Genomic DNA, 11,858 nt, shown 5'->3' on the forward strand with positions numbered 1-11,858 from the left:
CGGCCTTTGTGCGCGACATGGATGATCACAGCGCCACTCTCCCGTGCCCGCGCCAACAGACGCGCCGCCACAGTGATCGCGGACTGCGCATCGGGCAGGGCCAGCGGGCCGGCGCAATATTCGTTCTGGATGTCGATCAGCACGAGGCAGGCTTCATTGAGCTTTGGCGGGTTGAGATCGGCGCCGGCGAGTTCGAGCAGGGTCTTGGGAGCGGTCATGTTGGTCAGGCCTTCCAGGGATATCGGATGGCGCGATACTAGCGCAGCATGGGCCTGCTAATGTGCAGGACTATTGCAGCATATGGCTGCAGATTTGCAGGATGCGGCGTCGCCTGCTAGGCTCACCTGGATGAACTGGGACGATCTGCGCATCATTGCCGCGGTGAGGGACGAAGGTACCTATGCCGGTGCCAGCGCGCGGCTGCGCATCGACGAGACCACCGTCGGCCGCAGGCTGGCGCGGATCCAGCGCGATCTCGGCGTACCACTGTTCGATGCGGTGGACGGGCTGCGGCGGCCGACACGCCATTGCGAGGCAGTGCTCGAGCATGTCGGCGCGATGGCCGCCCATGTCGCGGCGATCGACCGCATCAAGGAGAGCCAGCCCGGGCCGGTCGGCCGCCTCCGCATCGCCTCGACCAATGCGGTTGCCGAAGAATTGCTGGCGCCGCGCGCGAGCGCGTTCCTGCGCGATCATCCCGGCCTGACCCTGCAATTCCTCACCTCCAGCGGCAACGTCAAATTCTCGCGCTGGCAGGCCGACCTCGCCATTCGCCTGCGCAAGCCGGAGAGGGGCGACTTCACCATCTCCAAGCTCGGCGATGTCAGGCTGTATTTCTTCGAGCCCGCAGATCGCTCCGGTGACCCGGTCGCCTGCGTCTATCCGGACGAGCTCGACACCATTCCCGAAGCACAGTTCCTGCGGGCGAAGCGTCTGAAGAACGTCCGCTGCATCACCGACAATGTCCGTATCATCAAGACCATGATCCAGTCGCATCAGGCCGTCGGCGTGCTGCCCGAGCACAGCTGCGAAGGCTTGCTCGCCGACCGCGGCCTGCGCGCCACGCTGCTGCCGAAGCGGCGCGACGTCTGGCTGCTCGTGCAAAATCATCTCAAGCGCGACGCCGCAACACGCGTGACGATCGACTGGGTGCGGGCCTGCTTCACGCCGCGTCCTTGACGCCGCGTCGCGTGTGATCATCGCGTCACAGTGCGCGATGCGCGACAAAAAATCTTCGAGCACCCTCTTGCAACCCGAAGGTCCTTCGTTTATTAGCCCGCTCCTTCGCTAGGCCATGGGTTCGGGCTCTCTGAGATCCCGACTGGCGCGGGCCGGTCTCCGGTTTCGTGTTCCGCCGAATGAAGATGCAGGATGTAGCTCATGGAGAGCGTCGGGGTGACCCGAAGGCATCGGTTCGATTCCGGGCTCTTGTACCAACCAAGGGATAGCTCAGTGGTAGAGCAGATGACTGTGAATCATCGTGACGCGGGTTCGAATCCCGCTCCAGCGCTCCGATTCAGCCTGAAAAGCTGATTCCTCTGACGAGGACCGGACGCGCGCTTCAGTCGCCGTCCGGTCGTTTTGCCCAAAAGGCTTCCGACTGAACAACGACACTGTGAGACCGGCTCTGCGCCGCGGGTAGATACCGCTTGCGCTGACGCCGGGTGGCTCCGCATGATCGCTCGACACGCGTCGAGCGAACGCGCGCGTGCGCCCGTCGTCATGCAAGCTCAAGCCTCGGCCCGCCGCTTTTTCAGGAAGCGTCGTCCGCGTCCTCACGTCCTTTGCAAACGAAACATGTCGTCCGGCATCCGGCCGGGCGCAAACGATGGAGGCGAGCCATGAGCTGGCAGTTGCTGATGTTGAACGTGACGGTGAAGGATGGCGAGCGTGCGCTGCTCACGCGCAACGGGCAGCTCGTGCGCGTGCTCGCGCCCGGCAAGCACCGGCTGTTCGATCCCCTGCACGAGCTGAAGGCCGAGGTGCTCGACGTGGTCCGCAGCGAATTCCCTGCGGATCGTTATGCGGTGCTGAAGGCCGCGCGGCCTGATCTCGCCGCCGAGCTGTTCGAGGCGGTCGAGACCAAGGCGGACGAGGTCGCAATCGTCAGCCTCGACGGCCGGCCCGTGCATCTGATGACGCCCTGGCAGGTGCGCGTCTACTGGAAGGTCGCGACCCGCATCGATGTCGAGCGCATCGATGTGTCCAGCGATCCCCGTGTAGGCGCGCGGCATCTGACCATGATCGAGCGCAACCGCTCGATGGTGACGTCGGAGACGGTGGTCGAGAACCACGAGGCGGGCCTGCTGTATGTCGAGGGCCGGCTCACCGAGCGGCTCGCGCCCGGTCGGCACGCCTTCTGGACCGTCGGCCGCAAGATCGAGGTGAAGCGCCTCGATCTGCGGCCCCAGGCGGTCGAGATCACCGCGCAGGAGATGCTGACCAAGGATCGCATCGCCCTGCGGGTGACGCTGACGGCGTTCCGCCGGGTGGTCGATCCCGAGCGGACGGTCGCGACCGTGCCCGACGTGGATGCGTGGCTGTACCGCCTGGTGCAGTTCGCGATCCGCGAGGCGGTTGCCGGCCGGACGCTGGACGAGGTGCTGTCTGCGAAGGCGGCGCTGGATGCGGAGCTGCGCGACTATGTGCGGGCACGCGTCGCAGAGTCCGGCGTGGAGGTGACCGAGCTCGGCGTCAAGGACGTGATCCTGCCCGGCGAGATCCGGGAGCTGGTGAACAAGGTGGTGGAGGCGGAGCGGGTCGCGAAGGCGAACCTGATCCGCCGGCAGGAGGAGACCGCGGCGACGCGTTCGCTCCTGAACACCGCCCGCCTGATGGAGGAGAACCCCCTGCTGCTGCGGCTCAAGGAGCTGGAGTCGCTGGAGCGGCTGGTCGAGAAGGTCGGCCGCATCGATCTCCATGCCGGCAACGGCGAGGGCCTCGATGCCCTGCTGACCCGGCTCGTGCGCCTGAAGGCGCCCGAGAGCGCTTGAAACCGGAGGGCCGCCTATGGGCGGCCCTTCACATGTCCGTTGTCATCGCTTTGCCGTGAACGCGTCACGGTGCCTGTGCGACCAAAATCACGGAGCCGGGATTGCACGCGCGCGAAGGTTGCGTAATCTCGCGACGAGACTTGACCAGGGCGAGTGCATGACCACACTTTCGGAAACGATCCGGCCGTCGCGGGCGCAATCGCGGGAATGGAAGGCGATCCTCGTCCTGATTCTGCTGGTCCCGGTGCTGTGGTCGCCGCTGATCCTGTTTCGCTTCGTCCTGTACCAGCCGTTCAGCATCCCCTCTGGGTCGATGGCGCCGACGCTGATGGTCGGCGACTACGTCTTCGCCGCGAAATACGCCTATGGCTACGGCCGCTATTCCCTACCTTTTGCGCCGCCCTGGATCTCAGGCCGCGTCTTTGCCGCCGAGCCGGAATATGGCGACATCGTCGTGTTCCGGACGGCGAAGGACAGTTCGGTCGACTACGTCAAGCGCGTGGTCGGGCTGCCCGGCGACCGCATCCAGATGCGGCAGGGCCAGCTCATCCTCAACGACCGTCCGGTTACGCGCGCCGCGCTCGAGTACGGGCTTGCCGACAACGCCTGCGGTGTGGATGGCGGCGTCAAGGTCAAGCGCTGGCGCGAGACGCTGCCGAATGGCGCGTCCTATGTCACCAACGATTGCGTCGACAACGGTTTCCTCGACAATACCAGCGTCTTCACGGTGCCGCCGGGCCACTTCTTCGTACTCGGCGACAACCGCGACAATTCCACCGACAGCCGCATGTCGACGTTCGGTTTCGTGCCGATGGACAATCTCGTCGGCAAGGTGACGCGGATCTTCTGGTCGCTCGACGAAGACGGCGAGCCGCACATCGAGCGGCTGGGGAAGGTGAGGTGAGTTTTTGCTCCGGGCGGCGTGTACGGCCGGATTGCACGGCGCTCCATCCGCGCGCCCCGGAATGACGAGCGGAGATAGAACGCCCACAAAACAAAAACCCCGGCATCGCTGCCGGGGTTTCGTAGTTCTTGAGATGGCCGGACCTTAGAAGTCCATGCCGCCCATGCCGCCGCCCGGGGGCATTGCCGGACCGGCGCCACCCTTCTTGGGCAGCTCGGCGACCATGGCTTCCGTGGTGATCAGCAACGCCGCAACCGAGGCTGCGTTCTGGATCGCGGTACGGACCACCTTGGTCGGGTCGATGATGCCCTTGGTGACGAGATTGACGTACTCGCCGGTCTGGGAGTCGAAGCCGTAAGCGTAGGTCTTGTTCTCCAGGATCTTGCCGACGATCACCGAGCCGTCTTCACCGGCGTTGATGGCGATCTGGCGAGCGGGAGCCGACAGCGCCTTGCGCACGATCTCGACGCCGGTCTTCTGGTCGTCGTTCTTGGTGCGCAGGCCCTTGAGCTGCTCGGAGGCACGGAGCAGGGCGACGCCGCCGCCCGGGACGATGCCTTCTTCCACAGCCGCGCGGGTCGCATGCATCGCGTCATCAACGCGATCCTTGCGCTCCTTCACCTCGACCTCGGTCGCGCCGCCGACGCGGATCACCGCGACGCCGCCGGCGAGCTTGGCCAGACGCTCCTGGAGCTTCTCACGGTCGTAGTCCGAGGTGGTTTCCTCGATCTGCGCCTTGATCTGGGCCACGCGCGCCTCGATGTCGGCCTTCTTGCCGGCGCCGTTGACGATCGTGGTGTTCTCCTTGTCGATCATCACCTTCTTGGCGCGACCGAGCATGTTGAGCGTGACGTTCTCGAGCTTGATGCCGAGATCTTCCGAGATCGCCTGGCCGCCGGTCAGGATCGCGATGTCCTGCAGCATGGCCTTGCGACGATCGCCGAAGCCCGGAGCCTTGACGGCTGCGACCTTGAGGCCGCCGCGCAGGCGGTTCACGACCAGGGTCGCGAGCGCTTCACCTTCGACGTCCTCGGCGACGATGACCAGCGGCTTGCCGGTCTGCACCACGGCCTCGAGCAGCGGCAGCAGCTCGTTCAGCGAGGAGAGCTTCTTCTCGTTGATGAGGATGTAGGCGTCGTCCATTTCAACGCGCATCTTGTCGGCGTTGGTGACGAAGTAGGGCGAGATGTAGCCGCGGTCGAACTGCATGCCCTCGACGACGTCGAGCTCGGTCTCGAGCGACTTGGCTTCCTCGACGGTGATGACACCCTCGTTGCCGACCTTCTTCATGGCGTCGGAGAGGAACTTGCCGATTTCCACATCGCCGTTCGCCGAGATGGTGCCGACCTGGGCGATCTCGTCGTTCGAGGTGACCTTCTTGGAGTTCTTGACGAGATCCGCAACGACGGCTTCGACCGCGAGGTCGATACCGCGCTTGAGGTCCATCGGGTTCATGCCGGCGGCAACCGACTTGGCGCCTTCGCGCACGATCGCCTGGGCCAGCACGGTGGCGGTGGTGGTGCCGTCGCCGGCCGCGTCAGCGGACTTGGAGGCGACTTCGCGCACCATCTGCGCGCCCATGTTCTCGAACTTGTCCTCGAGCTCGATCTCCTTGGCGACGGTGACGCCGTCCTTGGTGATGCGGGGGGCGCCGAACGACTTGTCGAGCACGACGTTGCGGCCCTTCGGACCGAGCGTGACCTTCACCGCGTTGGCGAGAATGTCGACGCCGCGCAGCATCTTGTCGCGCGCTTCAACCGAGAATTTGACTTCTTTGGCTGCCATGTGGATTTTTCCTTAGGTGTTTGACAGGAGGGAGAGAGGGGCTGTTAGGCCGCCTTCTTCTTGGAAGCGGGGACGTCGAGGACGCCCATTATGTCGCTTTCCTTCATGATCAGCAGGTCGACGTTGTCGATCTTGACCTCGGTGCCGGACCACTTGCCGAACAGCACGCGGTCGCCGACCTTCAGGTCGATCGGGATCAGCTTGCCGGCTTCGTCGCGGCCACCGGGGCCGACGGCGACGACTTCACCCTGAGAGGGCTTTTCCTTGGCAGTGTCGGGAATGATGATGCCGCCTGCGGTCTTCTCTTCTGCGTCGATGCGCTTGACCACGACGCGGTCGTGAAGCGGACGGAATTTCATGCAGTCCTCCTAAGCAATTGCTTGGGTTGAGGTTTTGAGATTGTTAGCAATCAGTGCCTGCGAGTGCTAGCACACGCGAGCTGAAATAGGGCAGGAATTTTGCGGGGGCAAGGGCTTCTAGCAGAAAAATCAGCACCCGGAAGCGCGGACTGCCAGAATCTCTTTTCCATCGTTAACCGAGGCCGCCCCGTATTAGCACGGTGCCGCATCTGCTGCTAACGCATTGAATTTCAACAGCTTGTTAAACTTTTGGGCTTGAGATGTATTGTCAGTTTGCGTCACATTTCTCTCATGTGAGCGCATCAGTACCGGGTGGCTCGTAAGGCGCACACCGACCAAGCCGCCCCTTGAATGCGCTCCTGCAAAGGAGGTTGGCATGGGCTTGCCGAGTGGGGGCGTTTCCGAGGATTTCCGGAAACAGATGCTGGGTTACGGGCTGACGACGGCACAAATTCTCTATCGGATGCCGGATCATCCCTCGCTGCTACAGACCTACGTCTGGCAGAACTACGACATGTTTCCGAAATTCCCGGCGCTGAAGGATTTCCTGGCGTTCTGGCAGGAGAAGCTCGACGGCCCCCTTCATTCGGTCACCGTCGCGCACTCAAAGCTGATCAAGCCGGCCGAGCTGCGCGCCGTGGATGGCGTGTTCCGGCTGCATTGAGGCGGACACCGGTCTCGTAGGGTGGGCAAAGGCGCGCGCTTGCGAGCCGTGCCCACCATCTCTCCCCGATTGCATCCGGCATGGTGGGCACGCTCCGCTTTGCCCACCCTACGATATCTGCGTTGGAACTGCGCAGGATGGATTAGCATCGGCTGCGCGAATCGCTGTCCGCCCACGAACACGCAATCAAGCGCCGCCGTTGCAATAGCGCTTCCACATCGCGCGATAGGCCTCGTCCACCGCTCGCGCATATGAGACAGGGTTGCCGGCGGCTGCGGAGTCGATCCGTCCAGGCAGGTCGCGGCGCAAGCGATCGAGTTCACCGACCTCAGCTGCATGGCAAACAGCGATTTCGATATACCCCTCATCGCTATCCGTGACCCAGTGCGGCAGGCCAAGCGCGGTGAGGATGGAGCCGGCAGCACGGCTGGGCAGGCTGTTGCCGAGTTTCGCCACCACCGGCACGCCCATCTGCAAGGCTTCCCAGGTGCTGACGCCGCCATTCTGCGGGAACGGGTCAAGGCAGATATCGACGCGATTGAACGATGCCAGATGTTCGCCCCGCAAGGTGGCTCCGAGCAGATCGATACGTTCGGCCGGCAATCCGCAAGCCGCAAACCGCGCCAGCAGATTGTCGCGGACCAGCTGGTCGTCCAGCGCAACATCCTTGATCAGCAGGCGCGAGCCCGGCACTCGCTCGAGAATCCTGGACCAGACTTCCGCTGCCTCGTCCGAAATCTTGCTGATGCGGTTGAAGACGCCGAATGTGACGAAGCCGTTCGAGGTCGCCGGGGTCGGCGCCCGCTCAATCCCGGCCGGCAGTGGCGTCAGCGTCACAAAGCACGGCAGGTCGACAACAGTTTCCGCAAACAGATGCCGGACCGCGAAAGGAATCGCGACCGGGTCCGAGAACAGATAGTCGATCGTCGGCAGTCCGGTGCCAGTGCCGTGGCCCCAGCCATGGACCTGGATCGGCGCTGGCTTGCGCGCAAACACGCTGAGCCGGTTTCCTCTGGTATGGCCGGACAGATCGATCAGGATGTCGACGCCATCGGCCCGGATCTCGGCGGCGAGACGCTCGTCGGTCCATTGCGAGGCGTCGCGCCAGCGGTCAGCAATCCCTTGAAATTCGCTGGTCGTCGTGTCCACTTTTGACGAACAAGAGTAGCAAACGATCTCGAATTGCGCCGGGTTATGGTGTTGCAGCACCGGCTTGAAAATGAACGCAGCCGAATGCGCGTTGAAGTCCGACGAGACATAGCCAAGCACGAGGCGGCGATCCGGATCGCGGCTGTTGTCATGCGGTTCGGCCGCCTCCGAGGCGATCTTCGCGCCGACACGCTCCCACCATACCTGCCGCGCCTGCTGGTGCCGTTCGACGGTGGCGTCCCCCACAAAATCGAGCGTGAATATCTTGTTGGAGATCGCGCTCTGGAGGTCAGGCTGGATGTCGAGGGCTCTGTCGAAGCTGGCGAGGGCTTCGTCGACCCGGCCAAGCCCGGCGAGGCAAAGGCCCAGCACCAGGTGAGCTTGAATGGAATCGGGAGCGATCGCGAGGGCCTGCTCGCAATCGTGCGACGCCTGGGCAATTTGCTGAATCTGGAGCAGGACACTGGCCCGCGCGAGCCACCCGTTCGCGTCGTCGGGTGCCAGCGCGATGGCCCGATTGCCATCTGCCAGAGCTTCGTCGAATCGCTGAAGTTCCCGCAATGCAACCGCGCGGTTCGCCAGTGCCGCGGCGTAGTCAGGCTTGATCGATAGCGCGCGGTCGAGGCTTGCGAGCGCCCCGTCATAGTTGCGCAGACGGCTGAGCGCCCAACCCCGGCCGTTATGGGCTTCAGCAAGGTTTGCGTCGAGTGCGAGCGCCTTGTCGTAGCTGTGGAGCGCCTCCTGGTGAAGTTCGAGGGCCACGGTCGCGTTGCCGAGATTGGAGAGGGTTACGGCGTGGTTGGGCCGCAAGGCGAGGGCCTTGCGATAGCTCGCGCAGGCCTCGCCGTGACGCCGTAGTCCGTTGAGCGCGACGCCGAGGCTCATATGAGCATCGGCCGACCGCGGATCGACGGCAACTGCCCGGCTCAGCAGAATTTCCGCCTGCTGATAGTTCTTGGCATCGGCCTCCAACACGCCAAGCATATGCAGCGCGATGAATTGGTTCGGGGCGAGCTGCAGGAGTTGGCGATAGGCGGCCTGAGCCTCCGGCAAAAGCCCCATCTTGTGCAACTGGAGTGCATGCCCGAGCAATGGCAGCATTTCGGCTTTCTGTCGTTTCTGAAGCCGGGCATTTTGAAATGCACGCTGACCTACGCTGCTTCCCATGAATCAATTCCCCAGGATCTCCCGACGAGATTAATTCAGCGTGAGAACGAATACGAGACGACGTCGGCTCGCCACGACAGCCTGGGACAAGCTACGATTGGATCTTCGACTGACCAGCCCGCAATTGCTGCCTCGTCCAAGACTGGATAATCTGCCTTCGGGTCGTACCCGTCCGGCGGGCGCGACTGAGATCAGGGAGGCAGACAATGGCCAAGCAAAAGGCATCAAGACCCGCAACGAAGACTGCAATGAAGAAGCGCAGCGGAGCAAAGGCGGCGGCGCGATCGTCGGCGCGCAAAGCGGTGAAGGCGAAGGCCCGCATTGTGACCCCGAAAAAGCCCGCGCGCCCCAGACAACGCATCGCTATCAGCCATCACCGCGAGGAAGACTTCAAGGCCGACGGCCTGCGCGCCTACGCCAAGTATCGCGACCTCGGCATTGCCGCAGCGTCCCATGGTCTCGCGCAAGCGCATGTGATCCGCCTGCAAGGCCCCTGCAATCCGGCCGAGGTCTCGAAGCTGCACTTTCACGACGTCGAATTCCAGATGGTCTACGTGCTCAAGGGCTGGGTGAAGACCTACATGGACGGGCAGGGCGAGACGCTGATGAAAGAAGGCAGCGCCTGGACCCAGCCGCCGAAGATCAAGCACATGATCCTGGACTATTCCGACGACGTCGAGCTGCTGGAGGTGATCCTGCCTGCGGAGTTCAGAACAGTGGAGTTGAAGGCGTAGGCCACTGTCTCTCTCCTCGTCATTGGGAGGAGCTCTTGCGACGAAGCAATCCAGACTATCTCCGCGGACACAGTTCTGGATTGCTTCGCTTCGCTCGCAATGACGATTCTCTTGTAGCCCGGATGAGCGCAGCGACATCCGGGACACCGCTGGCGACGAGGTAGAAGTCCCCGGATATCGCTGCGCTCATCCGGGCTACGAAGGCTCTTGTCAAGCCAACACCCCCACCACCGCCCCCATCAAACACGTCGTCAGCGTCCCCGACACGATCGACTTCAGTCCGAGCGCGTTGATCTCCTCGCGCCGCTCGGGCGCCATCACTCCCAGGCCGCCGATCATGATGCCGAGGCTGGCGAAATTGGCGAAGCCGCACATCGCATAGAGCATGATCAGGCGCGAGCGCGGATCGAGCGCGTCGCCCGGCAGCTTCGAGAAGTCGACATAGGCGATCAATTCGTTGAGTACCGTCTTGGTGCCCATCAAGCTGCCGGCGGTCACGGCCTGATCCCACGGCAGTCCCATCAGCCAGCACACCGGCGCCATCACGAGCCCAAGCAGGCGCTGCAACGAGATCGCGGCGCCGCCGATGTGAGGCAACAGGCCGAGGACGGCGTTGACGAGATAGACCAGCGCCACCAGCACCAGCAGCATTGCGACGATGTTGATCAGCAGCTCAATCCCCGCGCTGGTGCCCTTCACGATCGCATCCATCGTGCCGGAGACCTCCATCTCGGGGTCTTCCAACGTGCCGCCCGTGCGCGTGTCGGAGGTTTCAGGGACCATGATCAGGCTGACGAGGATCGCGGCCGGCGCGCCCAGCACGGATGCGATGACGAAATGCGCGGCGGCATCAGGGATGAGGGGAGCAAGGAACGTCGCATAGAGCACCAGCACCGTGCCTGCGATGCCCGCCATGCCGCCGGTCATCACCAGGAATAGCTCGCTGCGGGTCATCTGTTTCAGATAGGGCCGCACGAACAGCGGTGCCTCGACCATGCCGAGAAAGATGTTGGCTGCGGTCGACAGACCCACCGCGCCGCCGACGCCCAGCGTCCGCTCCAGCAGCCAGGCCATGCCGCGGACAACAGGCGGCAGCACGCGCCAGTAGAACAGCAGCGTCGTCAGCACGCTCATGACCAGCACGATCGGTAGCGCCTGGAACGCCAGGATAAAATCGGCGCCCGGCACCTTCAAATCGAAGGGCAAGGGGCCGCCGCCGATATAGCCGAACACGAAGGCGGAGCCGGCGCGCGAGGCCGCGGAGATCGCACCGACTGCCTCGTTGATGGCACCGAAGGCGCGCGCGACGATCGGTAGCTTCAGGAGCACGATCGCGGTGACGAAAGTGGCGAGGAGGCCGATCGCCGCCTGTCGCAGCGACACGGCACGCCGGTTCTCTGCGAGCGCGAAGGCGATCAACAGCAATGCGAAAATGCCGAGTGCCGATTGCAAGCGCAGCATGATGTCCCCAAACCCTCAATGATTATGGCCGCGCCTGTGCTGCAAAGGCAATGCCGGGAGATGCGGAAGGCGTCCCGCTGTTGACAAGCGGGCCCACCTCAGCCACGCGGGGTCCGTCGACATCAGGGGCGAGCGGTCCGAGGGTGACCCAAAAGACGATCAACGAGGCGATGCCAGAGCAGCCAATATCCGGACATCCGCCGGTCAGCGCCCGCGCGCTCCTCGCCCACCGCGCCTTCCTGTACTTCCTGCTTTCGCGCAGCCTGTCGCGCTTTTCCAGCCAGATCGCGGCGGTCGCGATCGGCTGGCAGATCTACGATCTCACCGGCTCGGCCTTCGCTCTCGGCATGGTCGGCCTGGTCCAGTTCCTGCCCACCGCGCTTCTGGTGTTTGTCGCCGGCCACGCCGCCGACCGTTATGAGCGCAAGCGCGTGGTCCAGCTCTGTCAGCTCGTGGAAGCGGCAACCGCGCTCTATCTCGCAACCATCACCTATCTCGGCGCGGTCGGCGAAGTTCAGATCTTCATCGCGACCTTCGTGCTCGGCATTGCCGGCGCGTTCGAGAGCCCGACCACGGCGGCGCTGCTGCCGTTGATCGCGCCGCAGGGATCGCTCCAGCGCGCTACCGCCGTCTCCAGCGGCG

11 protein-coding genes and 2 tRNA genes are annotated in these 11,858 nt (G+C 63.8%); 8 read left to right on the top strand and 5 right to left on the bottom strand.

What is annotated here, in order from left to right; translation table 11 throughout:
- A partial coding sequence (locus MOV75_RS12250; RefSeq protein WP_247005817.1) for an isochorismatase family protein occupies positions 1–218 on the bottom strand: 218 nt, incomplete at its 3' end.
- Between the two features lie 130 nt (positions 219–348).
- Between MOV75_RS12250 and MOV75_RS12255 the strand changes: the two genes are divergently transcribed.
- The 5 genes from MOV75_RS12255 (at position 349) to lepB (ending at position 3,897) form a co-directional block, all read left to right on the top strand.
- On the top strand, positions 349–1,179 hold the full coding sequence (locus MOV75_RS12255; RefSeq protein WP_247005818.1) for a LysR family transcriptional regulator: 831 nt from the start codon (positions 349–351) through the stop codon (positions 1,177–1,179).
- Between the two features lie 187 nt (positions 1,180–1,366).
- Positions 1,367–1,436: transfer RNA gene (locus MOV75_RS12260), tRNA-OTHER, on the top strand.
- Positions 1,437–1,442: 6 nt separating this feature from the next.
- Positions 1,443–1,506, top strand: a tRNA-His gene (locus MOV75_RS12265).
- Positions 1,507–1,841: 335 nt separating this feature from the next.
- Positions 1,842–2,993: a slipin family protein gene (locus MOV75_RS12270; RefSeq protein ID WP_246925420.1), complete on the top strand. Its 1,152-nt coding sequence runs from the start codon at positions 1,842–1,844 to the stop codon at positions 2,991–2,993.
- Positions 2,994–3,150: 157 nt separating this feature from the next.
- Positions 3,151–3,897 carry a signal peptidase I gene (gene lepB, locus MOV75_RS12275; RefSeq protein ID WP_246925424.1) on the top strand — a complete coding sequence of 249 codons (747 nt, stop codon included), beginning with the start codon at positions 3,151–3,153 and terminating at the stop codon, positions 3,895–3,897.
- 144 nt (positions 3,898–4,041) lie between these two features.
- On the opposite strand, the gene groL is transcribed toward lepB, so the two are convergent.
- Together groL and MOV75_RS12285 are read right to left on the bottom strand one after the other, a co-directional pair.
- A complete protein-coding gene (groL, locus tag MOV75_RS12280) occupies positions 4,042–5,682 on the bottom strand; it encodes a chaperonin GroEL (RefSeq protein ID WP_246925426.1) in 1,641 nt (546 codons plus the stop codon).
- Between the two features lie 44 nt (positions 5,683–5,726).
- Positions 5,727–6,041 carry a co-chaperone GroES gene (locus tag MOV75_RS12285; protein ID WP_008139213.1) on the bottom strand — a complete coding sequence of 105 codons (315 nt, stop codon included), beginning with the start codon at positions 6,039–6,041 and terminating at the stop codon, positions 5,727–5,729.
- Positions 6,042–6,417: 376 nt separating this feature from the next.
- On the opposite strand from MOV75_RS12285, the gene MOV75_RS12290 reads away from it, so the two are divergent.
- Positions 6,418–6,705: an usg protein gene (locus tag MOV75_RS12290; protein WP_246925428.1), complete on the top strand. Its 288-nt coding sequence runs from the start codon at positions 6,418–6,420 to the stop codon at positions 6,703–6,705.
- A gap of 186 nt (positions 6,706–6,891) precedes the next feature.
- Here MOV75_RS12290 and MOV75_RS12295 read toward each other — a convergent pair whose 3' ends face one another.
- Positions 6,892–9,021 carry a tetratricopeptide repeat protein gene (locus tag MOV75_RS12295; protein WP_246925430.1) on the bottom strand — a complete coding sequence of 710 codons (2,130 nt, stop codon included), beginning with the start codon at positions 9,019–9,021 and terminating at the stop codon, positions 6,892–6,894.
- A gap of 206 nt (positions 9,022–9,227) precedes the next feature.
- Here MOV75_RS12295 and MOV75_RS12300 point away from each other — a divergent pair, with 206 nt between their 5' ends.
- Positions 9,228–9,755 (top strand): cupin domain-containing protein, encoded by a 528-nt coding sequence (locus tag MOV75_RS12300; RefSeq protein ID WP_246925432.1) that lies wholly within the window; start codon positions 9,228–9,230, stop codon positions 9,753–9,755.
- Between the two features lie 210 nt (positions 9,756–9,965).
- On the opposite strand, the gene MOV75_RS12305 is transcribed toward MOV75_RS12300, so the two are convergent.
- Complete coding sequence (locus MOV75_RS12305; protein ID WP_246925434.1) at positions 9,966–11,216, bottom strand: NupC/NupG family nucleoside CNT transporter; 1,251 nt, start codon at positions 11,214–11,216, stop codon at positions 9,966–9,968.
- 170 nt (positions 11,217–11,386) lie between these two features.
- On the opposite strand from MOV75_RS12305, the gene MOV75_RS12310 reads away from it, so the two are divergent.
- On the top strand, positions 11,387–11,858 hold a 472-nt coding region (locus MOV75_RS12310), incomplete at its 3' end, for an MFS transporter (RefSeq protein WP_247005819.1).

The sequence above is a fragment of the Bradyrhizobium sp. PRIMUS42 genome, assembly GCF_023006515.1.
In the GTDB taxonomy this organism is placed as follows: domain Bacteria; phylum Pseudomonadota; class Alphaproteobacteria; order Rhizobiales; family Xanthobacteraceae; genus Bradyrhizobium.

Excerpts from the sequence above, each read along its gene's own strand:
- MOV75_RS12300 (WP_246925432.1), top strand. The coding sequence starts at position 9,228 with ATGGCCAAGCAAAAGGCATCAAGACCCGCAACGAAGACTGCAATGAAG.
- MOV75_RS12270 (WP_246925420.1), top strand. The coding sequence starts at position 1,842 with ATGAGCTGGCAGTTGCTGATGTTGAACGTGACGGTGAAGGATGGCGAG.
- MOV75_RS12285 (WP_008139213.1), bottom strand. The coding sequence starts at position 6,041 with ATGAAATTCCGTCCGCTTCACGACCGCGTCGTGGTCAAGCGCATCGAC.
- groL (WP_246925426.1), bottom strand. The coding sequence starts at position 5,682 with ATGGCAGCCAAAGAAGTCAAATTCTCGGTTGAAGCGCGCGACAAGATG.
- lepB (WP_246925424.1), top strand. The coding sequence starts at position 3,151 with ATGACCACACTTTCGGAAACGATCCGGCCGTCGCGGGCGCAATCGCGG.
- MOV75_RS12255 (WP_247005818.1), top strand. The coding sequence starts at position 349 with ATGAACTGGGACGATCTGCGCATCATTGCCGCGGTGAGGGACGAAGGT.
- MOV75_RS12305 (WP_246925434.1), bottom strand. The coding sequence starts at position 11,216 with ATGCTGCGCTTGCAATCGGCACTCGGCATTTTCGCATTGCTGTTGATC.
- MOV75_RS12290 (WP_246925428.1), top strand. The coding sequence starts at position 6,418 with ATGGGCTTGCCGAGTGGGGGCGTTTCCGAGGATTTCCGGAAACAGATG.
- MOV75_RS12295 (WP_246925430.1), bottom strand. The coding sequence starts at position 9,021 with ATGGGAAGCAGCGTAGGTCAGCGTGCATTTCAAAATGCCCGGCTTCAG.